Below are 24,519 nucleotides of genomic sequence, written 5' to 3'. Positions count from 1 at the left end.
CAACTTATGCAACATAGAAAGTATATATTGATGCTGCTGCTGATTGCAGGAATGATGACCGGCACAGGTTGTAAAAAGTTTCTCAATGTAAACCCGGTAGACTCCATGTCGGGAAACAACTTCTGGAAAAGTAAAGATGATGTGGAGAAATTTATGACAGGGGCGTATATCCTGCTCCGTAACTATACGGTGATGGATGGGTATTCGCTGCTGGCCATGGCCGATTACCGCTGTACGGCCTGGATACCTTCCACGCAAGGTACCGGGAGGGTTTATATCAGCGATCTGAACAATAACCGGATCAAAAGTATTCTGAGCTCTACGGCCGGAACCTCCGGAGCGTATGGCAACTTCGATCAGGGCATTAACCAGTTTGGATTTAAAAATATGTCCAACTGGGGCTATATGTACCGGATCGTTACATCGGCCAATACGGTGATTGCCAATATCGACAGTAAGGATATCGTGGATATTACTGAAGAAGAACGCAAGAAGTACAAAGCAGAAGCCATCTTTCTGCGCAGCCTCACCTATTTCCTGATGGTACGTCATTGGGGTGATGTGCCGTATGTTACCGACCCTTCAGATGATACACCGCATGAGCGCATGAACCAGGTGGAAGTGTTTAAAAACTGCCTGACCGCGTTAAGTGCCACAAAAAATGACCTGCCCTGGACCTATGCAGATCCCACGTTGCGTGGTGTTCGGGCCATGCGGGGAGGCGCCCTGGCCCTGATGATGGAAATGAATATGTGGATGGCCTGTTTTGACTCGGATAATGAAAAAATATATTACCAAGAAACCGTTAACCTGGGCACAGAGCTGATCGATCAGAACGGGGGCGTTTATGAACTGCTGCCGCTGGAGAACTTTAAAGAGATCTTTAAGGGATCTTCCAAAGAAAGCCTGTTCGAGATTGGCCAGGATTACAACTTCGGAGAAACATTCGGACTGCTGGCCACTATTGCAGATATCGTGTTAAGAACACCGTATAAAAAGAATGTGAATGTAACCTATCTGTATTACTCCACACCTTACCTGATGCAGCTCTATGACCAGCAATCAAACGGTGAAACAGACAAACGGATCGACAACTGGTTCGAAGAACCCAATATGTATAACAATACCGGGCAATTTGTATTTAAAAAGTTCCTGAACACCTTTGCTACCCAGCAGGAAACAGAAAACCCAAATGATGCAAAGATCCTGTTCCGCTATGTAGATGCCTATCTGTTAAGAGCGGAGGCCCTGGAAAAACTGGGCCGCTATGCAGAAGCCGTAACCGATGTAAACGTGATCCGGAACAGGGCGGGAGCGGAGCTGTTCACCGGCCTGGAAACAAATCAATTCGGACAACAGCTTTCCGATGCCATCTGGTGGGAGCGCGAGCGCGAACTGATGGGAGAGAGCTCCACTTTTTACGACCTGGTACGGACCAAGCGTATATTGAGCGGGCAATACACTCCATTCCCCATCACTTATGATGAATTTTTGAACGGTGCCTGGACGTACCCGATCCATCAGGACGTGATGTTGTCCAATCCGAAAATTAAACCCAATCCATTCTGGATGTAAAACAAAGCAGATGAAAAGCAAATTCAAATATACCTTGTTGGGAACTGTGCTGGCGGTGGTGTTGCTGACAACGGCCTGTCAGAAAGAATATTATTTCGATTCAGGACTGAGCCGGCCGGAATTCAATGGCTCCATGATGGAGTTCCTGGAGTCGAAGCCCATTATTTTTGATACCCTGGTACAGGTGATTAAGCTGGCGGGACTGGAATCTACGTTCAGGGATAGCAGTTTTACTTTTTTTGCACCTGCAGATTCCAGCATTCATATGACCCTGGATTATTTTAATTCCGAATTAAAACGGCTCGGTGAAGACACCATAACCTCACTGGGGAGTGTAAATCCCGCTTTTTGGAAAGCGACGCTGCAGCAGTATATGTTCAGAAGCGTAAAGGGCCTGGAGGACTATCCCCAGCTGGATCTGTTGAATAAACAGGCGTTTCCCGGTGAATTTTCGCGATCGGTAGAAGGACGGGTGATGAATATAGGAGCGATATTTACCAGTGCGCGGGGTATCAAATACCAGGGATACCGGTACCTGAATATTTCTTATGTGCCCAATGAATCGGCGCCCTATAACTCCTGGATATGGGCGCGGGTGGCCACCTGTAATATTAAACCAAAAAACGGAATGGTGCACGTGCTGGCATATGCAGGTATTGAGGGGGCTTCTACTGTTGATGGTATTTTGTATACACCGCATCTTTTCGGATTTAATCCTGTAGACGCGCTGGCGCTGGCAAGGTATTATGGATTTAACAAAAAAACGAACTGAAAGAGAGAATCATGAATCGAATGAGCAATAACATACGTCTGTCAATCGCATTGCTGCTGGTGCTAACAGCAGGGGCGTACTGTTCAAAAAAGAACAGGGAAAGCTTTTCCGGAGCGTATAAGCCTGCCGTGAAAACTTATGTAAAGTTTGCCGGTGCTGCTCCCATTCCGGGCTCCGGATCCTCGGGAACGCTGGTGAAGTTTAAAGTAGCAGGGTTGGATTCATTGATCAACCTGGCGCCCGGCGATGTACAGTTTTTATTAAATGGCATCGAAGCCAAAATTGAACTGATGTCTCCATCCGATAGTACCATTACCATTATGGTTCCGGAAAATGCATCTTCAGGAGCCGCTACGATTGTGGTAAAGGACCGGATGTATTTTGGCCCCCAGTTTAAAGTAAAGGGAAATGTATGGCTCGACTCTACATTCAATCGGCTGGCCAACGACCAGCAGGGAAATATCGTACTGGGTTCCGGTTCCAATAATACCATTTCGCGGGTTTACCAGGAAGATATCGGAGCTGTTCAGAGTATTTATGTTATGGGAAGCTTTACGCTGTTTAATAATCTTACTTCCTACGATGCACCTTCGGCTACAGGAGTCATTCCCTCGAAGAGAAGTTATATCCTGAAATTGAATCCTGTTGACGGTACCATTAAAACCGATTTTGCCAAAGGCGCCGGCCCCAGTGGTTCCGTAGCCGGGCTGTTGCCGCTGACCGAGTTTCCGGGATACCTGGTTTATGGCGGGTTTGGATTGTATAATAACCGGGATGGGGTAAATAATATGACCCGCATATACACGAATGGTATGATGGATTCGGTTGTGCAGAATGTTTACAACCCCAATCCCCTGGAACCGCAATATAATGTGGATACCCTCCCGGCCTTTATCGGCGGCTTTAACGAAAGTACCCTGAGAGCGTTCCTGGATAAGAACCGGCGGATCATCAGTGTGGGGAATTTTACAAACCACCGGAAGAATCTTTACAATTTATCTACCTACACGAATGTAGTACGTCAGGTTACCTATATGCCCAACGTGGGGGCCATGGATCAAAACGGGAACCTGGATACTACGTACAATTACGATAATACCCGGGGGCAGATCCTGAAAGGTGCGAATGAGAAAATTACCGACGCGGTGCAGATCCGCGACGGTGCGTCGCCTTATGGAAAAATCATCGTGGTAGGAAACTTTACCACCTTCAATAACATCTCCGTGCAGCGGATCATGATGCTGGACGATAACGGGCAGCCTGACCCTTCGTTTAAGGCCCGTGCCAACGGTGCAATCAGCAGGATCACTTATAACGCTACTACCCGCAAGCTGCTGGTAATTGGGATGTTTACCGAATTTAACGGCATGCCTACACCCAACGGTCTTGCCATGCTCAATGAAGATGGCACCACAGACCCCACGTTTACTATGGGCGATCTGATGCGTACTTCCAGCTCCGGCGGAAACTGGGTTACATATGCAGGTCAGTTGAATGATGGTAAAATTGTGATCGGCGGAAACTTTGGTAAATACAAGCCCGCGGGTTCCGAGGTTTTTATAACACGTCAGAATTTTATGATCCTGAATGCGGATGGTACACTGGCAAACGGACTAAACAACACCGGTGCCATGAGCGGTACGATCCTCGATATCCTGGAAACAAAATCAGGTACCAAAAGAGCGCTGCTCCTTGTGGGGAATTTCAATTTATTCGACAATGAAACGGTGGGTAATATCATCAGAATTGGGTTGGAACCAAAATAAATGGCACAGTTATGAAGAAGCAATTTAGACAATTATCACTGCTGGCGGGTTTGATCCTTATCGGGTTTACAGCCTGTAAAAAATACGGCTACAATTTTGCAGATGGCTATGAGGGCGGGCAGGATAAGGCCAATATGCCGGGCGGACAATCGGATTCCCTGGCGAAGGATCTTTCCAAGCTCTCCGCAGCCCGTAATTTTCCCGGGCTGGTGGGCGACGAAGAACCCCGGTTGAATAATGTAGATGTAACCATCGACTTTTCGGCGCGCCATGTGCCCAGCTCAGACATCCGGATCACGGCTTCGCCCCAGCCCTGGTATAGCACCGGGTTGTATGCACCCACCGGTGAGCCGGTTACCATTGAGGCCCCGCAGAGCGTAAGCGGAATTGTTGCGGTGATTGGCGGATGGACCGATAATTTGAATGGCGTACCCGCCACCAAAAGAGACCCGCTGATTTATAACCAGGTGGCATTGCAGCCCGGAAAAAATGTAATCCGGAACCTGTATGGCGGCACGCTTTATTTAAGAACTAATGGTACGATAAAAGATATGGGTACGGTTTCGGTGAAAGTGTCGGGTGCCGTTCGGTCTCCGGATTTTATTCTCGGAACATCCACCGATGAAGGCTGGAATACACAGGTACAGCAATCATCCGTGCCCTGGTTCCAGTTAAGAGGAAGGCGTATTATTTTTGAACTGCCGAAAATATTCCTGGATAAACATCCCATTGCCAATCCGACGGCATTAATGCAGGAATGGGACCGGATTATTGAGGAGGATATTTATAAATGGAAAGGACTGGAAGATATTTCCGCTGATTCTCTGAACAAGGCACCCAATCATCCCATCCGGGTGATCATGGATGCACAACCGCGGTTAACGTATGCGCATAACTCGTTTCCGGTGGTGATGCAGATGGATGAAAACCTGTTTACAAACGAAATTGCCAACTATCAGTCGCTCACCACCAAGGGCGCCTGGAGAACCCTGTATGAAATCGGCAGAAACAACAGCACCGGCTTTTGGCAGTTCAGCGGACTGAGCGCTACCGCGGGTAACCTGTTTTCCGCCAAGATGGCTAACAGGCTTGGTATTAATTATGCCAACCTGGTTCCGGCAATGTCGCTGGCGGTAGATACCGGTATCTGGTACACAAGGCAACCAAAAAACTATGCCAGTCAGTTCAACCGTGATCTGAGCAACCGGACCAACGGCGACCTGATCAAGTTACTTCCCTTTGTGCAGCTCTTTGAATATTATGGATACGATTTACTGGGTCAGATCGAGTATGACGCGCGGCACTATACAGAAGGAGGATTGAATGACCGGCAAAGGATGGACTACTTTTTTACAAAAGCCTGTGACTTTACGAAAACCGATCTTTCCGCGTTTTTCCGGGCCTGGTCGATCCCTGTTTCGGCAGCTGTTGCGGATTCCATGGAGGCAAAATATCCGTTTATGACGAAGACCGTCTTTTTGTATAACCCAATTACTAAAACCGGTGTAAAAGATTCGCTGATGCCGAAGCCCAGGGAACTGGAGCGAACTGCCTGGACGGTGACCGGCTTCTGTTGCCAGGAGGCTACCACTGCAAAACTGTATGCGGTGAACCTGCTGGATGGAGATGTCAATACGCTCTGGCAGACAAGAGAAAATCATACACCGCATACGGTAACATTTGATATGGGAACTATGGCCGATGTAGGTGGGTTTTACTATGTAAACGGTGCATCTACCTTCCGTCCCAGAAACATTAAAATATGGGTAAGCTGGGATAATATTAACTGGACGCAGGCCTACACCGGTGCCGGTTGGGATATAGGCGCAGGAACGGTGAACACGGCCAACTTTGATGGTAACAAGCGCTATGTAGGAGTACGGTATATACGTTTTGAAGCGGCCTTTGCATATCCTGCGAGTCCGGTGGTAAATACCGTTTCAACGGCAGAATTTGGCGCGCTGCGTGGTATCTCAACGGGTGATAAACCACAGGATCCGGTATATCCGCCAACAGCGGAATAACAATAACTGACGAATCAATTTTTATGATGAGAAAGAAATTATACGGCATTGCAACGGGAGCGCTGATAGGTACGGTGCTGCTGGCAGGGTGTAAGAAGTTTGCAGACCCCGGAGTACAGATCGAAGAATACAAAGCAGATACAACGGTACGGTCGGTGTCCAATCAGCGGAAAATGCTGCTGATTAATATCGATGGATTAGCCGCTGATGTATTGCAGGCGTTAAAGCCGGCCGCCATTCAATCGTTGCTGCAAAACGGCAAGTATTCTTTTAGCACGGTTACCAACCTGCCGGTTAATAATACCGCAGCTCTGGGTTCTATGTTTACCGGGAATTTTGAAACCCGGTTATGGGACAGCACCTTTTACGCGGTACCGGTAGACAGTACGAACACAATTCCCGTGCCGTTGAACATGACAACGTTCCGTTATATTCACGACGTCATCCCTTCGAAAAAGCTGGCAGCGGTGGCGAACTGGCCCAATCTTGTGAAAACCCTGCTGGCTGATGGCGATAAAAAGGTGGTAACCTCAAGCGATGCAGAAACCAAAACCAATGTAGAGCAGGTCCTCCGGTCGGAGAATATGGATGTGGTATTTGCCCGTTTTTCCTCCGTACAGCAGGCAGGTAGTGTGTATGGTTACAAGGCCGGTGCAGAATATGAAGCCGCGATCCGGACAGTGGATACGTATATTGGCGATATTATGAATGCACTGAAAAGCCGGGCAACATACAACGATGAAAAGTGGCTGACCGTTATCACCACCACCCAGGTAAGTGATACCCTGCTCACTACAAAGAACTGGCCCAATTCACCACTGAAAATTCCCGGGTTTATCATTGCACACAATAAAGGCTTTACCAGCCAGGATATTACCAAACTGAACCCGGCGATCCTGGCAAAGAATGAAGATGTGGCTGCTATGATGCTGTACTGGCTGCAGGTTCCCAAACCCAATACCATGACCAACGGATCCTCCTGGCTGGACCGTTTTGAACTGGAGTTTTTAACAAAGTAATACGGAGATTAAATGGAACGAATTATGGATAAATTAAAATGGATCAGGAGCGGTATCACCGCCCTGCTGCTGCTGGGTATGGCTTCCTGTGCAAAGGAAAACCTGCCGGCAGCCGAGGAGGAGTTAAAATCCTATAACAATATCTATTTGGTGCAGGCAGGTCTTACAGGGAATATCAATTTTAAAGTATATGTAGATGCGGATAAAAGAGATACGGCCTTTAACGTGGTAAATGTAACGATAGGAGGAACCACTGCTCCGGATCATGACATTCCGATTCAATTTGAAACGTTAGACCAGACCTACGTGGATGCCTATAACACGCAAAAGGGCATGACTGCTAAACTGTTGCCTGCGGCTAATTTTTCGCTGGATGAAAATGTGTCCATTAAAAAAGGAACCCTTACCACGGGTACGCTTCCATTGCGGGTAAATTTGGATGGCTTGTCCAATGGCGATGTGTACGTGTTGCCGGTTAAATTCAAAGCCAATGATCCGGCGTTTCCTGTTGATCCGCAATTGCAGATCGCTTATTATGTGTTTACCTGTCAGCAGAAACCTGTTGGTAAATACATCGGGAATATTCCCCAGCTCAATGATCCGGGGGTGCGTATTTTTGATTTCTACGACGATTTAATGCTCCGTGATGCGGCCGGCGATTTGTGGGTATATCCGCTAAAGGGCCGGGAAACCCTGGGAGCACCGGTAAAAGTAGCGTCGGGATTTGATAAAGTAACCTCCTTGTTTTTTAATTCGGGTTACAACCGGCTGATCGGTGTGATAACAGAAGGGCCCTACCTGAATTCTGTGGTAAGCTGGAGCATTACCAATATGCCGGATGTTAAAATCGGAGATACCGTGCTGGCGTATAAGTCTGCGGATTTTGCATCCGTTTTTTCCAATACTTTTTTCCAGGGAGTAAACGGCGCCTGGTATGGCGTGCATGCTACCGGTAATACCTTCTGGTATTTTACGTTAAATGCCAGTGCAACCGCCGCTACAAGAAATAACATCAATGGCGGATGGATTAGAGATGTGTATAGAGACCCCTGTATCATTAAGAATGCGGTAGTGGTAAATCATCCAACTGGGCTCCTGGTATACCTGTTGGCTGCTAACGGTGCAACATTTGCTACAGACCGGTGGCAGGTAGGAAAGGGCTTTTTTAAGTATAGCCGGATCTTTTCATATAAAAATAAAGATCTCATCGGTATAAAGGCAAATGGAGACCTGATCCGGTATGCTGATTTTGATATTAACGGGTTCTATGTAGCAGAGCTATAGAACGTTTCCTGATCATTAAAAATACGCCGGGATGGCGCGCCCGGATCGACAGACGAACAAAAAATAATATGTTATTAAATACGATTGAGATGAAAACATTTGGTAACTGGAAGCTGCTGCTTTTAATAATGGGGATCTTCGTTTCCTGTAATAAAGATTATACGGGTAAAGAGCAGGAGCTGGAGGAGGGGAAAGGTGCCCCCAATATTTCGGCCCTGAGTAAAACCTCCGGGAATATCGGGGATACCCTGCGGATTATGGGAAGTTTTCCAAATGGAGGAGAAGTAACATTTGGTGTACAAAAGCTGGACGTGGTTTCGGCCACCGATAAGGAAATCGTGGTGGTGGTTCCCTTTGGTACCGGAAGTGCTTTCGTTATGGTAAACTCAGGAGTTTTCCGTTCTAACAAGGTTACGTTTACCTATATGCTTCCCCCGGCTAAAGAAGGTGTGAAGATCGGCGACAACTACTACGATATCGATACTACAACGATAATGGATGTGGGCCCGGGCACAAAATATATGGTATTGAACTTTACCGACCGGTACACAACAAATCATTTAAAAGTTCATTTAACATTTATTGATGCCAAAAATCCCCGGGTCTCATTCAAAACTGTTCTGGCACGGGATACGGTGCTAAATACAGAAACAGTGCCGGCCATGGCGGTAAGAAAAACGGTTGCGGGTACCAATTATTTTGCAGGTATAAATGGAGATTTGTTTAATAATACGGCCGGTAATGCCAATCTGGGAAGGGTGAATAATACCTGTATCGTAGATGGATTGATCACGAACATGAACTATGCCACACCTACCTATGCACCGGTGTATTTTAACGGTAAAACCATTTATTTTGATCCGTTTGAATTTGTATCATATGTTCAGGTTCCCGATGGTGAAAAAGTGGCCATTAAAAATGTGAATAATTCCCGTGCCCAGGACGACCTGATCCTGTTCAACCCGGCAAGGGGAAAAAGCACGCAGACCAACAATTTTGGAACGGAGATGGCGGTTACACCGGTAAGTGGTGGTTGGGGCGATTATACCAACGTAAAAGTGAAGATCAATACCAAGGTTGTATATGGGCAGTTCGGAAATACGGCTATACCTGCAAACGGTGCCGTAATTTCAGGTCATGATTTCTCGGCCATTCCTTTGAACAGGTATGGTGTCGGAGATGTGTTAACCATTGCAAACTATGCCAGGAATACCGCAACCGGTGCTATTGCACAGCAAATGGTTTCGGGCGATTTACGCATTTTGGATAACGGACAGGTCTTGAATCCGGTGGCTACCAGGGCTGCAAGAACGGTGATCGGTGCTTCTGCAGATAAGTCGGTGATCGTGTTCTGCGCTGCAGAAGGCGTCATTGCAGGAGAGTCTGTGGGGATTTCTACGAATGACCTGGCAGAAATTTTGAAACTATATGGAGTTGCCGATGCCGTGCATATGAACGGAGGCGCCTTGAGCACGATGTATGTAAAAGGAGCCGGATTTAATAATACCGGGTTGGTAAACCGCCCCGGCAACACAACCACGGCACCCAATGCAGGTAATGCCCTGTTTGTGACCTCTAATGCTCCTACAGACAACGTAGTGGTGAAATTGATAGCAGACCTGTACGCACCGCGCGTAAAGGCAGGTGCAGCCATCACTCCAAAGTTCTACGGACTGAATCAATATGGGCATATCGTTTCTTCCAATATCAGCGGGGTATCACTCACTGAGGCGAATGGTTTGGGAACGGTTTCCGGAACAACGTTTACCGCAGGCACTACTACCGGCCTTACCGAGTTGGTGGCTACCTATAACGGAATGACTACGAAAGTGACTGTAAAAATTGTACCATAAAAAATATGCGCTTATTAGCAGTAAACTGCCACTATTTAGTGGCAGTTTTTTTATGTTCTAAAAATGGAGGCGCTAAATGATAAAACTGGAGCCGGTATTTGGTTGGGTTGAACCAGGAAGGTCGGGCATTATTTTAAACCGGGAACTCCCGCTCATCTGAAAGATTTCAATGCTTGGTGCATGCAGCGGTTGCCGGGCCCGGACGCCTGCGCTTCCATTTCCGGTTTCTGCCCTATCTTTGACCGTTATGCGGAGATTTTTACAAAGAAGCGGTTGCCTGTTAGGATGTGTGTTACTGATTGTTGCATTTATGGCGTTTAAAAAATCATTACCACTCAAAACCTTCCATATCAACGGTTTTGCGCAAGGCACTACGTACCATATTACCTATTATGCACCGGATAGTAGTTTGACCCGGGAGCAAACAGACAGCATTTTTACCGCCATAGACAGTTCTTTATCTATTTACAAACCGTATTCGCAGATTACAAGATTCAACAAGGAAAAGCGGGGTCTGGTACCGGATAAGCATCTGAAAAAAGTGGTAATAAAGGCGCTGGAAGTTTCCTGGGCCTCCGCAGGCATTTTTGATATTACCGTAATGCCCCTGGTAAAACTCTGGGGTTTTGGGCCGGATGGAAGATCCAAAACGGAACCTACGCCGCAGCAGGTTAAAGCCGCATTGGCGTATGTGGGGTATCAGAAATTATATTTTAAAGGCGACAGCCTGTTGAAAAAAGACCCGCGGCTTACAATTGATGTAAACGGCATCGCACAGGGATACACCGTAGATGTGATTGCCGGTTTCCTGGAAGGCAAAGGCGTTCAGCATTACCTGGTAGAGGTTGGAGGCGAGATACGGATCAAAGGTCGCAAGCAACCTTCAGGCGAGCGGATGAAAATTGGGGTGGAGAGTCCTTCAGATAAAGAAGATGAGTCGGAACCGGTATTGATAAAAACTATTTTTTTAGATGATGGTGCGGTGACCACTTCAGGCAAATACCGCAATTTTTATCAGAATGGCAATAAGAAGATCTCGCATCTCATCGATCCCCGTACCGGCTACACGCTTCAAAATGAAATGATCAGCGTAACCATTGTTGCAAAGGACGGCATAACGGCAGATGCTTATGATAATGTATTTATGGGGCTGCACCTGAATGAAGCCTTTGCTTTTTTGAAAAAACACCCGGGGATGGAAGGGTATTTCATCTATACAAAAGCGAACGGAACGGTGGCCGATACCGCCTCAGCCGGCTTTGAAGCGTTGAAAAACCGCGACTAAATCTGACAAAATTCCGGCACGAATTGGCTATATTAGCAGCTGAAGCCAAATCTTATAATATTGATTGTTATGAACAGACTATCCCTGACGATTTTTGCTGTAGCTTTTTCTTTGTTAGGCACCGCTCAGCCGTCATCACCATCCATCGCATTAATACCCGAGCCGGTTTCGGTGACCGTGCAACAGGGCGTTTTTATATTACCGCAGAACGTAACCGTTGGTGTTCCCGAAAAAGCGGACCTGGGGCATACCTACGCGTTGTTAAAAGACCGGATAGCCAATACCGGTGCTACGGTACAGGAACAAAAAGGAAACGGTAAAGCATCTATTAACCTGGTACTGAATAAAAGTGCTGACAACCGGCTGGGTGATGAAGGCTATACGCTTTCTGTAACACCGGACCAGGTAACCGTAAAGGCCAATAAACCGGCCGGCTTGTTTTACGGGGTTCAAACATTTTTACAACTGCTGCCGCCCCAGATCGAAAGTGTGGAACGTATAGATGGCCTGCGGTTGCAGGCGCCTGCCGTTGAAATTGTGGATTACCCGAAATTGGGATGGCGGGGACTGATGCTGGACGTGTCGCGACACTTTTTTACGGTAGATGAAGTAAAAAAGTATATCGACAATATGTCGCGTTTTAAATACAACATGTTCCATTTTCACCTTACGGATGATGAAGGCTGGAGATTGCAGATCAAAAGCCTGCCCAAACTTACGGAAATAGGTGCATGGCGTGCAAACAAAGTGGGCTTGTTTAATACATTTACACCGCCTGCGCCGGATGAACCTAAATCTTATGGCGGCTATTATACCCATGAAGATATCAGGGAACTGGTGGCGTATGCAAAGGCCCGGTTTATCAATATCATTCCGGAAATTGATGTTCCGGGTCATAGCCTGGCAGCCATTGCTTCTTACCCGGAGTTGTCCTGTACAGAGGGTGCCGATAAATACCAGGTACGTTCCGGTGAGCCCATCATGGACTGGTCGCATGGAGCACCGCCGATTGCGCTGATTGATAATACGCTTTGTCCGGCCAACGAAAAGGTATATGGATTTTTGGATAAGGTAATGACGGAAGTGGCACAATTGTTTCCGTTTCCGTATATCCATGTAGGCGGCGATGAGGCACCCCATAATTTCTGGGAAAAAAACCCGCAGGTGCAGGCGCTTATGAAAAAAGAGAAATTAAAAACCATACCACAGGTACAGGCTTACTTTGAAAGACGTCTTGAAAAGATTGTAAATGCAAAGGGCAAAAAGCTGATGGGTTGGGATGAGATCCTGGAAGGCGGTATTTCGCCCACGGCGGCGCTCATGAGCTGGCGCGGTGAGCAACATGGTATTGAGGCGTCAAAGTCGAAACACTATGTGGTGATGAGTCCTACACAGTTTGCCTATATCGATTATATGCAGGGCGATGTAAGCACAGAAGTGCCCATCTACGCCTCCCTGCGGTTATCGCAGACCTATAAATTTAATCCCATACCCGAAGGAGCAAACGCAAAATATATTTTGGGAGGCCAGGCCAATTTGTGGACGGAAAATGTGTACACGATGCGTCAGGCAGAATACATGACCTGGCCGCGGGGATTGGCGATCGCAGAGTCGGTTTGGTCGCCATTGGACAAAAAAGACTGGAATAAATTTGCGGTTAAAACAGAGGCCTTCTTTAACCGCTTTGATGCAGCCGAGATCAAATACTCTCCGGCGATCTATGATCCGGCAGTATCGGTGGCCAAAAAGGGAGATGCGTATTTGGTGACGCTGACGCCGGAGATCGAAGGCCTGGATATTTATACCAGTTTTGATAATTCAGCTCCTGATCGTTTTTATCCGAAATATAAAGAACCCTTACAGATACCCAAGGATGCCGACGAGCTGCGCATTATTTCCTATAAAGGGAAAAAAGAGATCGGCCGTCAAATGACGATAAAAGTGACGGATCTTAAAAAGCGCGCGAAATAGTCATTTGTGAAGCAATGAGGCATTCCTCCCAATGTCCTGTAAAAGGAAAACTTCCCCGGAAATGAAAAACTTCCTGTTGATATGTAGTGCCGGACTGCTATTGCTGAGCAGTTGTGCCACGGGCAAGCCTGTTCCTGCTGATTATAAAAAAGATGTGCTGCTACGTACCAATTACGGCGATATGGTATTGCGGTTGAACGATGAAACGCCGTTGCACCGCGATAATTTTATTAAACTGGTAAAACACCGGTATTATAAAAATGTGCTTTTCCACCGGGTGATCCGGCAATTTATGATCCAGTCGGGCGATCCGGACAGTCGCAAGGCACCGGGCGGCAAAGCCCTGGGAGAGGGTGGGCCTGGATATACCGTGCCGGCAGAATTCCGGCCGGAGCTATTCCACCGGAAAGGCGCGTTGGCCGCGGCGCGGGAAGGTGATGACGTTAATCCGCAAAAGGCCAGCAGTGGCAGCCAGTTCTATATTGTACAGGGGAAGGTGTGGACCAGCGGCGGATTGGATACGCTTGAAGTAAAACGGCTGAACGGGCGAAAGATCCCCGCCGCCTACAGGGAAGCGTATACGACCGTTGGCGGTACCCCGCACCTGGATCAAAACTATACGGTATTTGGTCAGCTGATAAAAGGTTATGAGGTATTGGATCAGATCGCCGCGGTACCCACGAGCAAGGGCCGGGACCGGGATCGCCCCATCCGGAATGTCCGGATTCTTAAGGCAAAAATGGTGAAACGGTAATATCCCCAGGCGAACCCATCGTAAAGAGCCTCGTTGTGGCGAGCCTACGTGTTCACCCTACCTCAGATATCGTTCCCGCGTTCTATCGAATCTATTTGCGGTGAACCGAGGTCGTAACGAATCTACGTTGCAACGAACCTACGTGTTCACCATCCTGTTCACCTCCCGCCATTTTTTAGGATTATCAATATATTTTGAAATACGTTCGTGTGATGCCGTATTCCGGATAATATGTTCTTAGAAATTGCGTTGCCATAATTTGCCGTTAGATGGCGTCCAGCCCAGGTTTTTCACCCAGCGTATATATTCGTTTGGCGACATTGTTTTCACCCATTGTACCACCCGCCCCAACCCTCACCCGCGTGTCCGGTTCCTAAAAGTTGTTCCGGTTTCAGGACTTCAATAATACAATAAAAATGATCCGGCATGATCACCATTGCATGGCATTTTTGCCGGGAAATTTATGGGCTATTTCGTAGTACCATTTTTCGATCATTTTCCCGGCATCGTTTAAGAGCATTATTTCATCTATGATCTTTCCAAACAGGCTTGCCCTGTCCTGGCAGCAGATGGTAATAAAATAAAATCCCGCCTGTGCATAGTCATACCGTTCAGAGGTATGGAGCTCCGGTGGGGGTATTCCGGGTTGAACATAGGCAGCATTTTATAGCCCGTTGGTATTGAACGAGGCCGGTTTTGCCACTGGTGTTTAGCGGTAATGTAAATATGCAGAGCTGCGTTACCCTTCGCTGGTAACGCCGTCAAATTCTTCTTCGTTATCTTCTGCTTCTTTTTTGGTATCGCGCACAATACCGTCTTTGTGATGGGGGGGCGCATAAAGCGTGTACATTTTCAACGGCTCATTGCCGGTATTGATCACGTTATGCCGGGCACCCAGGGGAACAATAATAGCGGATCCGTCACGAACGGTATATTCATGATCATCGATCACGCACTTGCCCGTACCACCTTCAAACCGGAAAAACTGATCGTTCTCTGTATGTACTTCGGCACCGATCTCTTCCCCGGGTTGTAAGGTCATTAATACCAGTTGCAGCTGCTTGGCGGTATATAATACTTTTCTAAAAGCATTATTATCCAGGGTGTCTTTTTCAATATCTGTATGGAAACCTTTCATCGTATTTGTTTTTGGGTTTTATAATGCTTCTTCCCGCTCCAGCATCAGGATCGCGCTTTGCGGAACGATAAAATATTTTTCTCCTTCATACATCACTTCGGTTGCGCCACTCATGAGGAAGATGGCAAGATCGCCCTCCCTGGCCTGCAACGGAACATATTTTACCTGGTCTTCATCCGACTTCCAGGGCTCGTCTTCAACCGGAACGGGGATGGCATATCCGGGCCCGGTTTTAATCACATATCCCTGTTGTACTTTTTCTTTTTCCTGAACACCCGGTGGCAGGTATAAGCCACTTTCTGTACGTTCATTCCCTTTCACGGGTTGAATTAACAGCCGGTCGCCAATGACGATTAATTTTCTGAAACGGTTATCTGCGGTTATTCTCATACCTTATCTGAATTGAAGGGTAAAGATAACTAATAAAAAGAAGCTGCAAAAGGGCATAGCGGGGCGTTCACTAATGCATCCGAAAGCAACAAGCGGAGCCTGTTTAAGCTTAGTGTTTAGAAGAGCGACTTATTTTATACGGATCTACAGGTCTACAACTTTCCCCTTGTTCAGAAGGCTGTCCCTTTTGGATAAAAGCCGGGATGGAGCATCGGCATAATGATGCACTTCAGCAGCATGGTCAGCGATGCTGTCGGCAGTACGATGCTGCTGCCCGGCAGTGGCCTGTTTTACTGCTGCACGGTATTGTGCAGACCTGGCATAGAGCAATGCTTCCAGACTCGCTTTCAGCTGCTCATCGGTTTGCTCCCAGTTAATGTCTTTATAAAATGAGCGCAAAAGGTTAGCATTTTGTTCCCAGTTCACCTGGTTTATATTCCGCTTTAACTGCTCCCTTAATACCTTTTTCTGTTGTTCGGTCACGCTTTCAGCCAAACTGTTTTCAACATGCTTCCAGCTAAGTTCGGTGATCACCTTTTTAAAGGTTTCCATCGATTGCTGCACCTTCTCTTCGGACGCGCTGTCTAGGGCAGGTACCACTACTGTAGGATGGTCTGCAAAAAGAACCAGGGGTTGATCAGGGTTGATCTGTGGCACTGGCGCCGGAGCCGGTGCCTGTATTTTTCCATTTGGATCTTCAGCGCTCTTCAGGTAGATGGCATCGTCGGCCGGTCTGCTATCAGGTTTTTCCAGCACAGAAATAGAACGGATCTGGTAATCCTTTTCATCAGCGCCGGCAGGTGCGGCAGCAAAAACCGGTGTTACATAACGGGCTTCGGCGGCGGCCACGGGTATGGGGCGCAGCTCATTAAAAGCAACAGCCGTTGCGGGAGGCTGTGTGCTGCGCACGAAGTAAAGCCCCCCAGACAGTAACAGCAAACAGGCCAGCATGCCTATCTTTTTCGAGGGCAGTACAGGCCTGGATGTGTTGCCCATAATAGCGGCCACCCGGCTGCCTAACTGGCTTTCTTTTCCCGAAGCCTGCATCGCAAATCCATTGGCGTGCACCCGGTTGCGGGCCAGTTGTAAAAGGGTGGAAGCATACATATAACGGCCATATTCAAAACGGATGACCCATTGGTCGGCCGATTTTTCGCGATCCAGTTCCTGCGCTTTTACCAGCATGCGCGCAAAAGGGTTAAAGTACAAAAAGGTTAGAACAACCTGTGTGATCAAATTGATCAGGTAATCATTTCGCCGGATATGCGCCAGCTCGTGGAGGATGATCACCTCCAGTTGTTGCGGCGTAAGCTGGTTGATCAGGGCCAGCGGAAGCAGGATCACCGGTTTTAAAAAACCAATGGTCAGCGGCGACGAAATAATCGATGACGTATATAGCTTTATCGTTCTTTTAATATTCAGATAGCTGGCGGTATCCAGCATAAAAATTTTCAGGGCACCCGGTACACGGCCGATACCATTTCTCCGCAACCGGCGAAGTTGCAATGAATTCCTGAGAATATTACGGAGCGGAAATACCAGCAGCACGAGGTACAGAACGGCGCCATAATTCAATAAAGGCCGGGACCATTTTATGTCGATGCCCCATTTTAAAACAGGTTGTGCTGCAGTTGGTGTGCCAAGCGCAACAAAAAAGGTAATAAGGAACCATACAAAACCGGCTGCTAAACCACAAAACCGCAACAGGCTATTGGCTGCATCAGAGATTGTGGAATGTATACGGCTGTAAACCGTAATCATCAGCCAGATAATACCCATTTGCCAAATGCTGCTGAACAGCGCATCTCCCAAAGCAGTAAATAAATGGTACAATCCCTCTTGCATGGTTTAGTCTTTCTTTTTAAGCTGATCGATCATCAGTTGAATTTCGTCCAGTTCCTGCTCGGTTACCTTGCCGTCACCAAGCGCCTGCATTACCAGCTGGGAAGAGGACCCCCCGAACAGGTTGCTTACAAATTTGTGCAGCATGTATTTTTGAGTGACCTCTTTATTTACGGCCGCTTTATAAATATGTGTGCGGAAGGAATCATTACGCTTTACCAATCCTTTTTCGTTCATGATCTGCATCAGCTTCAGTGTGGTTGTATAGCCTACATCTTTAAACGTAAGCAGGTTCTCATGAACTTCCCTTACGGTGGCGTTTCCCTTCTCCCATAAAACCTGCAGAATTTCCAATTCGCTTTCGGTTGGTTTCAATGATTTGTTATCCGGCATAGAGCTTCCTTTTATCCGCAATTTACGATTTTTTTCGTATGAACCGGTTTCACACACGGGTTTTGGAGCTTTTTAACAAATTTTTGAAGCGCGGAGCCGGTCCCGGTGCTCAGATAGGCTTTTAACGGGGGTGATGAATATCAGGTTCATGGATGACGATGGACAAGGGATGAACCTTGTTCAAGCAGGACCTTTGCCCGAGCAAAAGCAAACAGCACCGGAAATGATCGATACAACAATAGCCTGTTATCATTGCGGGGATCCCTGTCCCGATCAGCACTTAAAAACGGAGGATAAATATTTCTGTTGCCAGGGCTGCAAGCTGGTTTACGAGGTTTTAAACGAAAATGCGCTTTGCACCTATTACGATCTGAATGCGCATCCGGGACAGTCGCAGCGGCACCGTGCACGGGAGGGGCGTTTCGCCTTTCTGGACGACGCGGCCATTGCCGGCTCGCTGGTGTCTTTTTCAGATGACACGCAAATGCATCTGACGTTATCCGTACCCCATATGCATTGCAGCAGCTGCCTGTGGTTACTGGAAAATTTGAACCGGCTGCAGCCGGGCATCCGGTCGTCAAGGGTGAATTTCTCCGCCAAGGAAGTGTTTATTGTAATGGATCCCTCACAAACTTCTGTTCGGGAAGTGGTGGAAACCATGACGGGCATAGGGTACGAACCCTATCTGTCGCCGGGTGGAAAAAAGGAAGCCGGAAGGCCACACAATGTACGCATGGTACAGATCAGTATCGCTGGATTTTGCTTTGCCAATATCATGATGTTGAGCTTGCCGGAGTATTTTTCAGTAGCGGGATTCCTGCAGGACCGGATCGGGGCGGCCTTCCGTTATATCGCACTGGCACTTGCACTTCCTGTTTTCTTCTATTGTGCACGGGAGTTTTTTTCCAATGCCTGGAAGGGGATCCGGAGCGGCACCCTTAATATTGATCTTTCCATTGCACTGGCCATTGCAGTTACCTTCTTTCGTAGTCTTTACAACCTGTTCCTGCTGAATGGCAATACCTATTTCGACAGCATGAGCGGTATTGTTTTTTTTATGTTGATCGGAAGATGGGCACAGGATAAAACACAACGCTTTTTAGTGTTTGACCGGGATTACCGTTCATTTTTCCCGATTGCGGTAACTGTAAAACGGGAACAGGGTACGGAGCCTGTACGCATCAGCGCGTTAAGGGAAAAGGACCGGATCGAAATCTATGACCAGGAGATCATCCCTGCGGATGCTGTTTTGATAAAGGGAAAAGCATTGATTGACTATAGTTTTGTAACCGGTGAAAGTCTGCCGAAACGCATTGAACCGGGAGGATTGGTGTACGCCGGCGGCCGGCAGGTAGGAGAGAAGCTGGAGCTGATGGTAATGAAACGGTCGGACCAGGGATACCTTACCAACTTATGGAACCGGGAGGCACTGGAAAAAGAAACGAACGACAGCTTTCTGTATAGGGCCTCCGGTATTTTTACCTGGAGCGTATTATTGCTTACATTGACGGCTGCGGGTTTCTGGTATGCCCGTGGAGAAACCGGTATCATGTGGAATGCGCTTACAACCACACTGATTGTAGCCTGTCCCTGTGCATTGCTGCTGGCGGCTACTTTTACCAATGGCAATGTGATGCGGATCTTAAAGCGATCAGGACTATTCCTTAAAAATGCCGATGTTATCCGGGCGATGGCCGGTATTGATCACATCGTACTGGATAAAACGGGAACCATCACGCTGAATAAACATTTTAAAGTAACCTATAAAGGCCGTGCGCTCAATTTGCAGCAGACATCGCAGATCGCATCCCTGTTGCGGCATTCTACCCATCCGTTGAGCCGCGCCGTGCTGCAGGAGCTGGAAACGGCACCGGATGTTCCGGTAGACAGCTTCCGCAATGTTCCGGGAATGGGTATTGAAGGATGGGTACAGGAACAACATGTAAAAGCCGGAAGCCTGCTGTTTGTTCGGGGAGCTGCAGGGCTCGAAACGGCTGCGGACAGCTCCTGTGTGTATATCAGTACAGATGGCGTAGTGTGGGGCTTTTTCGAACTGCGGAATACCTACCGCGAAGGTTTTGCTGCTTTTGCGGAACGGATCCGGCGAAACGCGGCACTATCCATACTCAGCGGGGATAACAATGCAGAACAGGACCGCCTCTTAACAATGACAGGTGCCGGCACGCCCATTTACTTTAATCAGTCTCCGGAAGACAAATACCATTATATAAAAAAACTGCAGGAGCAGGAGCATCAACAGGTGCTGATGGCCGGGGATGGCTTAAATGATGCCGGTGCATTGCGGCAGGCGAATGTAGGTATTGCGGTAATGGAGGATGGAGGGCATTTTACACCCGCTTCTGATGCCATCATCGAGGCCCGTGCGCTTACCCGGCTGGATCGGTTGCTTTGGTTTACACGCAAGGCCGATACGGTTATTAAGATCAGTTTTGTGTATTCGATTATTTATAACATCATCGGTTTGGCCTTCGCCCTGCAGGGGCTGCTTACACCGGTAGTAGCCGCCATCCTGATGCCGGTGAGTTCCATTGGCATCATCCTGATCACTTTTCTGCTTACGGAGTGGTACGGCCGGAAATTAAACAACTCATTTTCCTGATCAATATCATGTACTGACCTGTGTTGGGTCAATGCATAAGCGCCGCTATCATCAGACCTTTACCGCGTAATGAACATCATCATCATCACCGCTATCGTAAGTCTCCTGATCGCTGTCATTTTTTTGGCTGGGCTGATCTGGAGCATCCGGGACGGACAGTTTGAAGATGATTATGCCCCGCCCAACCGGATATTGTTTGAGGAAAAAAAAGCATCAAAAAATAAATAACCAAAATGTATGGAAGTTCAGAAATTTAGTTATGATAACCGGATACCAAAACTGTTTGCTATTGCAACCATCAGCTGGGGGGTAATCGGTATGCTGGCGGGCGTACTGGCCGCCTTTCAGCTGGCGTTTCCGGTGATGAATCTCAACACGGAGTATACCACATTCGGAAGGGTGCGTCCTGTGCACACCAATGCGGTGATCTTTGCTTTTGTGGGAAATGCCATTTTTACGGCCGTTTATTATTCAATGCCGCGATTGCTGAAAACGCCGATGTGGAGCAAGGCCCTCGGGCGCATACATTTCTGGGGATGGCAGCTGATCATTGTAGCCGCAGCGGTTTCGCTGCTGATGGGATATACAACCAGTAAGGAATATGCGGAACTGGAATGGCAGATCGATATCGCCATTACTATTATTTGGGTGGTGTTTGGGATCAATATGATGGGCACGATCCTGACGCGGCGCGAGCGGCATTTATATGTGGCCATCTGGTTTTACCTGGCTTCCTGGGTTACGGTGGCCATGCTGCATATCGTAAACTCCTTTGAACTGCCGGTGTCCTTCATGAAAAGTTATTCCTGGTATGCCGGTGTTCAGGACGCGCTGGTGCAATGGTGGTACGGACATAATGCCGTAGCCTTTTTTCTTACAACCCCGTTCCTGGGAATGATGTATTATTTTCTTCCAAAGGCTGCCAACCGGCCTATTTATTCCTATCGTTTAAGTATTATCCATTTTTGGAGTCTGATCTTTATTTATATCTGGGCCGGTCCGCACCACCTGTTATATACCGCCCTTCCGGAATGGGCGCAATCGCTGGGTACGGCACTTTCGCTGATGCTGTTGCTGCCCAGCTGGGGAGGAATGCTGAACGGATTATTCACCCTCAGAGGCGCATGGGATAAAGTACGTGAAGATCCTGTGTTGAAATTTATCGTGGTTGCCGTAATTTGTTATGGGATGGCCACATTTGAAGGCCCGATGCTCTCCCTAAAGAATGTAAACGCAATTTCGCATTACAGCGATTGGACGGTCGCGCACGTACATATCGGTGCCCTGGGATGGAATGGCTTTCTGACCTTCGGGATGATGTACTGGCTGATCCCGCGGCTGTTCAACACGAAACTGTATTCTACAAAACTGGCGGGCACGCATTTCCTGATTGGCACTTTTGGTATCGTACTGTATGCGGTGCCGATGTACTGGGCGGCATTCAGAACCTATTTTATGATGACGGCCTTTACACCGGAAGGGCAACTGCAATACCAGTTCATAGATGTCGTACAATCGGTGGTACCGTTTTATGCGCTGAGAGCCATTGGCGGAAGCATTTACCTGATCGGGGTACTGCTGATGGTATACAACCTGGTTAAAACCGCAAGGCAGGGCCGCTTTGTGGAAAGCGAGGAAGCCAGCGCTCCGCCTTTGCTACGCGGCTATAAAGCCCCGGCCAAAGCACACTGGCATTCGAAAATTGAGCGGAAACCTGTGATGCTGCTCATACTAAGCTTTATTGTGGTAGCCATTGGCGGGTTGATCGAAATGGTGCCCACCTTCCTGGTGAAAGAAAACGTGCCCACCATCGCCAGTGTAAAACCCTATACGCCGCTCGAATTGCAGGGCCGGGATGTCTATATACAGGAAGGATGTAATAACTGTCATACACAAATGATCCGCCCGTTCCGGTATGAAGTAGCCCGCTATGGCGAATACTCCAAAGCAGGGGAATCGGTATACGATCACCCGCATCTTTGGGGCAGTAAACGCACCGGTCCCGATCTGGCCCGTGTTGGGGGTAAGTATCCGGATAGCTGGCATTTTAACCATATGCTGGAGCCGGTTTCCATGGCCCCGGGTTCTGTGATGCCGCCCTATCCCTGGCTGTTTGAAAAAACGATTGATATAGGGTCTACCAATTCAAAAATATATACCATGCGTAAGCTAGGTGTTCCATATCCGGAGGGCTACGAGGCCGAAGCGGTAAACGATCTGAAGCAACAGGCCAATGAGATCACCGGCCGGTTGAAAAAGGAAAAGATCACCATCGGCAGCGATAAGCAGATCATCGCCCTGATCGCTTATCTCCAACGACTGGGAAAGGATATTAAGGCGGCAGATCATAAACCAGAATAATTCGTACTGTAAAATGGAGCGCAAAAACTTTCGGGTGAAATTGATATCCTTTACGATGAAGATTTTTATGCGGAATTCCATGTGATCCAAAAGCAATAAAAAGAAATATACATGAAATTTATAAACTATTTAGAAAAGATAAGCGGGGTGAGTATTTACCCGGTCATTTCCCTGGTATTGTTTTCGGGGCTGTTTATTGCTGTTGTTCTGTATGCAATGAAAACGAGCAACGAAAGTATATCGGAAATGGAAAACCTGCCACTTGATGAACTTAAATAAAGCTGCAATGAAGAAGATAAAACGGTTAAAGAAAATTATAGGGTTCGCCGGATGGGGAAGCCTGGCAGCATTACCGGCAATGGCTGCTGAACAGGGGCCTCAAACACCCCGGCTGGTGCTGGATGTAAATATGGTATTGGTAATCGTGATCATTTTCCTGTTACTGATCATCGGTATGCTGGGCTTTACGTTGCGGGCATCGATGGATGTATACCGCGAGCGGAAAAAAAATCAGGAGGCAGGCGACAGTAATAACAAAAACAAGAGCACCGCTATCAAGCCATTGCTCACATTGATCGCAGTGTTTGTGGGTATGCAGGTGTTTGGTCAGGAGGATGCGGCGGCTGCGGTAACGGTTTCCAATCCGTTTACAGACGCGAAGATCCTGCGGTATATTTTAATAGGGGCCATTGCATTGGAGCTGCTTACCATCTTTGCTTTTATTTACTGGATCCGGTTTTTTACGGGTATTGAAGAAATGCGTAAAACACGCGTAAGCACCAAAAAGGAAACCTACCGGGGATTAACTGCCTGGTGGCGCAAGGCGAATAAATTAAAACCGATGGAGGAGGAGGGCTCCCTGGATGTGGGACACAGTTATGACGGTATCCGGGAATTGGATAACGCTACGCCCCCCTGGTTTACCATAGCCTTTATGGCGTCCATTGTATTTGGTATCGGCTACCTGTGGCGGTATCATGTGCTGCATGCAGCACCTAACCAGTATGAGGAATATGAAATTGCGGTTACAAAGGGCAACCTGAACGTGGCGGCTTATATGAAATCAAAGGGTGACGCGGTAAATGAAAACACAGTGGTGATGGCTGATGCGGCCGGTATTGAAGCCGGTAAAAAATTATTCATGAACAACTGCACGGCCTGTCATGGTAATGCCGGTCAGGGAGGTGTTGGTCCCAACCTTACGGATGATTACTGGTTGCACGGGGGAAGCATCCGTGAGGTGTTTAAAACGATTAAACTGGGTGTGGTAGAAAAGGGGATGATGAGCTGGAAGGATGTATTCTCCGCGGAGCAGATCGCAGAGATCGCCAGTTATATCAAATCCATCCATGGCAGCAATCCTCCGGGGGCAAAGGAGCCGCAGGGAGATGTTTATAAAGAAGCACCTGCGGGAACCGATAGCACTGCTGCCTTGGCAAAGGGCGATAGCAGTGCCGCCCGCTGATCCGTTC

19 protein-coding genes are annotated in these 24,519 nt (G+C 47.8%); 15 read left to right on the top strand and 4 right to left on the bottom strand.

Translation table 11 applies throughout. The features are described 5' to 3' along the window. Positions 1-6 precede the first annotated feature (6 nt). The 10 genes from LQ567_RS05720 to LQ567_RS05675 all read left to right on the top strand — a co-directional run bounded on the left by LQ567_RS05720 (position 7) and on the right by LQ567_RS05675 (position 14,303). Positions 7-1,575 (top strand): RagB/SusD family nutrient uptake outer membrane protein, encoded by a 1,569-nt coding sequence (locus LQ567_RS05720; protein WP_231003155.1) that lies wholly within the window; start codon positions 7-9, stop codon positions 1,573-1,575. A 10-nt stretch (positions 1,576-1,585) separates the two neighbouring features. After that, positions 1,586-2,347, top strand: a complete 762-nt coding sequence (locus LQ567_RS05715) for a fasciclin domain-containing protein (protein WP_231003154.1) — start codon at positions 1,586-1,588, stop codon at positions 2,345-2,347. 20 nt (positions 2,348-2,367) lie between these two features. Continuing rightward, positions 2,368-4,113, top strand: coding sequence for a DUF5008 domain-containing protein (locus LQ567_RS05710; protein WP_231003153.1), 1,746 nt, complete (start codon positions 2,368-2,370; stop codon positions 4,111-4,113). 11 nt (positions 4,114-4,124) lie between these two features. Then, entirely contained in the window at positions 4,125-6,137 is a 2,013-nt protein-coding gene (locus tag LQ567_RS05705; RefSeq protein ID WP_231003152.1) for a M60 family metallopeptidase, read from the top strand. Positions 6,138-6,160: 23 nt separating this feature from the next. Continuing rightward, entirely contained in the window at positions 6,161-7,156 is a 996-nt protein-coding gene (locus LQ567_RS05700) for an alkaline phosphatase family protein (RefSeq protein WP_231003151.1), read from the top strand. 24 nt (positions 7,157-7,180) lie between these two features. Then, positions 7,181-8,440, top strand: a complete 1,260-nt coding sequence (locus tag LQ567_RS05695) for a DUF1735 domain-containing protein (RefSeq protein ID WP_231003150.1) — start codon at positions 7,181-7,183, stop codon at positions 8,438-8,440. Positions 8,441-8,529: 89 nt separating this feature from the next. Beyond that, a complete protein-coding gene (locus tag LQ567_RS05690) occupies positions 8,530-10,293 on the top strand; it encodes a phosphodiester glycosidase family protein (protein ID WP_231003149.1) in 1,764 nt (587 codons plus the stop codon). 310 nt (positions 10,294-10,603) lie between these two features. Continuing rightward, on the top strand, positions 10,604-11,578 hold the full coding sequence (locus LQ567_RS05685) for an FAD:protein FMN transferase (RefSeq protein WP_231003148.1): 975 nt from the start codon (positions 10,604-10,606) through the stop codon (positions 11,576-11,578). Positions 11,579-11,647: 69 nt separating this feature from the next. Beyond that, on the top strand, positions 11,648-13,549 hold the full coding sequence (locus LQ567_RS05680) for a beta-N-acetylhexosaminidase (protein ID WP_231003147.1): 1,902 nt from the start codon (positions 11,648-11,650) through the stop codon (positions 13,547-13,549). 61 nt (positions 13,550-13,610) lie between these two features. Further along, positions 13,611-14,303, top strand: a complete 693-nt coding sequence (locus LQ567_RS05675; RefSeq protein WP_231003146.1) for a peptidylprolyl isomerase — start codon at positions 13,611-13,613, stop codon at positions 14,301-14,303. 739 nt (positions 14,304-15,042) lie between these two features. Here the strand turns inward: LQ567_RS05675 and LQ567_RS05670 are convergent. The 4 genes from LQ567_RS05670 to LQ567_RS05655 form a co-directional block, all read right to left on the bottom strand. Next, entirely contained in the window at positions 15,043-15,441 is a 399-nt protein-coding gene (locus LQ567_RS05670) for a cupin domain-containing protein (RefSeq protein WP_231003145.1), read from the bottom strand. Positions 15,442-15,459: 18 nt separating this feature from the next. After that, positions 15,460-15,831 carry a co-chaperone GroES gene (locus LQ567_RS05665; RefSeq protein ID WP_231003144.1) on the bottom strand — a complete coding sequence of 124 codons (372 nt, stop codon included), beginning with the start codon at positions 15,829-15,831 and terminating at the stop codon, positions 15,460-15,462. Between the two features lie 144 nt (positions 15,832-15,975). Continuing rightward, positions 15,976-17,676, bottom strand: a complete 1,701-nt coding sequence (locus LQ567_RS05660) for a M56 family metallopeptidase (protein ID WP_231003143.1) — start codon at positions 17,674-17,676, stop codon at positions 15,976-15,978. Positions 17,677-17,679: 3 nt separating this feature from the next. Further along, entirely contained in the window at positions 17,680-18,066 is a 387-nt protein-coding gene (locus LQ567_RS05655; RefSeq protein WP_231003142.1) for a BlaI/MecI/CopY family transcriptional regulator, read from the bottom strand. A gap of 133 nt (positions 18,067-18,199) precedes the next feature. On the opposite strand from LQ567_RS05655, the gene LQ567_RS05650 reads away from it, so the two are divergent. The 5 genes from LQ567_RS05650 (at position 18,200) to LQ567_RS05630 (ending at position 24,512) form a co-directional block, all read left to right on the top strand. Next, on the top strand, positions 18,200-20,686 hold the full coding sequence (locus LQ567_RS05650; RefSeq protein WP_231003141.1) for a heavy metal translocating P-type ATPase: 2,487 nt from the start codon (positions 18,200-18,202) through the stop codon (positions 20,684-20,686). Between the two features lie 69 nt (positions 20,687-20,755). After that, the gene (gene ccoS / locus LQ567_RS05645) at positions 20,756-20,914 is read left to right on the top strand and encodes a cbb3-type cytochrome oxidase assembly protein CcoS (protein WP_231003140.1); all 159 of its coding nucleotides are present in this window, start codon (positions 20,756-20,758) and stop codon (positions 20,912-20,914) included. A 9-nt stretch (positions 20,915-20,923) separates the two neighbouring features. After that, entirely contained in the window at positions 20,924-23,047 is a 2,124-nt protein-coding gene (gene ccoN / locus LQ567_RS05640) for a cytochrome-c oxidase, cbb3-type subunit I (RefSeq protein WP_231003139.1), read from the top strand. 111 nt (positions 23,048-23,158) lie between these two features. Further along, positions 23,159-23,326, top strand: a complete 168-nt coding sequence (locus tag LQ567_RS05635) for a CcoQ/FixQ family Cbb3-type cytochrome c oxidase assembly chaperone (protein ID WP_231003138.1) — start codon at positions 23,159-23,161, stop codon at positions 23,324-23,326. 7 nt (positions 23,327-23,333) lie between these two features. Beyond that, positions 23,334-24,512, top strand: coding sequence for a cbb3-type cytochrome c oxidase N-terminal domain-containing protein (locus tag LQ567_RS05630; RefSeq protein WP_231003137.1), 1,179 nt, complete (start codon positions 23,334-23,336; stop codon positions 24,510-24,512). Positions 24,513-24,519 lie beyond the last annotated feature (7 nt).

Origin of the sequence: Niabella pedocola (genome assembly GCF_021044425.1) — a bacterium.
In the GTDB taxonomy this organism is placed as follows: domain Bacteria; phylum Bacteroidota; class Bacteroidia; order Chitinophagales; family Chitinophagaceae; genus Niabella; species Niabella pedocola.
Note: the sequence above shows the minus strand (reverse complement) of the source record. Positions and strands in the feature narration are given on the sequence as shown.

Coding starts and splice junctions, on each gene's coding strand:
- LQ567_RS05655 (WP_231003142.1), bottom strand. CDS start 18,066: ATGCCGGATAACAAATCATTGAAACCAACCGAAAGCGAATTGGAAATT.
- ccoS (WP_231003140.1), top strand. CDS start 20,756: ATGAACATCATCATCATCACCGCTATCGTAAGTCTCCTGATCGCTGTC.
- LQ567_RS05690 (WP_231003149.1), top strand. CDS start 8,530: ATGAAAACATTTGGTAACTGGAAGCTGCTGCTTTTAATAATGGGGATC.
- LQ567_RS05685 (WP_231003148.1), top strand. CDS start 10,604: ATGGCGTTTAAAAAATCATTACCACTCAAAACCTTCCATATCAACGGT.
- LQ567_RS05680 (WP_231003147.1), top strand. CDS start 11,648: ATGAACAGACTATCCCTGACGATTTTTGCTGTAGCTTTTTCTTTGTTA.
- LQ567_RS05675 (WP_231003146.1), top strand. CDS start 13,611: ATGAAAAACTTCCTGTTGATATGTAGTGCCGGACTGCTATTGCTGAGC.
- LQ567_RS05635 (WP_231003138.1), top strand. CDS start 23,159: ATGAAATTTATAAACTATTTAGAAAAGATAAGCGGGGTGAGTATTTAC.
- LQ567_RS05720 (WP_231003155.1), top strand. CDS start 7: ATGCAACATAGAAAGTATATATTGATGCTGCTGCTGATTGCAGGAATG.
- ccoN (WP_231003139.1), top strand. CDS start 20,924: ATGGAAGTTCAGAAATTTAGTTATGATAACCGGATACCAAAACTGTTT.
- LQ567_RS05665 (WP_231003144.1), bottom strand. CDS start 15,831: ATGAGAATAACCGCAGATAACCGTTTCAGAAAATTAATCGTCATTGGC.
- LQ567_RS05630 (WP_231003137.1), top strand. CDS start 23,334: ATGAAGAAGATAAAACGGTTAAAGAAAATTATAGGGTTCGCCGGATGG.
- LQ567_RS05705 (WP_231003152.1), top strand. CDS start 4,125: ATGAAGAAGCAATTTAGACAATTATCACTGCTGGCGGGTTTGATCCTT.
- LQ567_RS05695 (WP_231003150.1), top strand. CDS start 7,181: ATGGATAAATTAAAATGGATCAGGAGCGGTATCACCGCCCTGCTGCTG.
- LQ567_RS05670 (WP_231003145.1), bottom strand. CDS start 15,441: ATGAAAGGTTTCCATACAGATATTGAAAAAGACACCCTGGATAATAAT.
- LQ567_RS05660 (WP_231003143.1), bottom strand. CDS start 17,676: ATGCAAGAGGGATTGTACCATTTATTTACTGCTTTGGGAGATGCGCTG.
- LQ567_RS05650 (WP_231003141.1), top strand. CDS start 18,200: ATGAATATCAGGTTCATGGATGACGATGGACAAGGGATGAACCTTGTT.
- LQ567_RS05710 (WP_231003153.1), top strand. CDS start 2,368: ATGAGCAATAACATACGTCTGTCAATCGCATTGCTGCTGGTGCTAACA.
- LQ567_RS05715 (WP_231003154.1), top strand. CDS start 1,586: ATGAAAAGCAAATTCAAATATACCTTGTTGGGAACTGTGCTGGCGGTG.
- LQ567_RS05700 (WP_231003151.1), top strand. CDS start 6,161: ATGATGAGAAAGAAATTATACGGCATTGCAACGGGAGCGCTGATAGGT.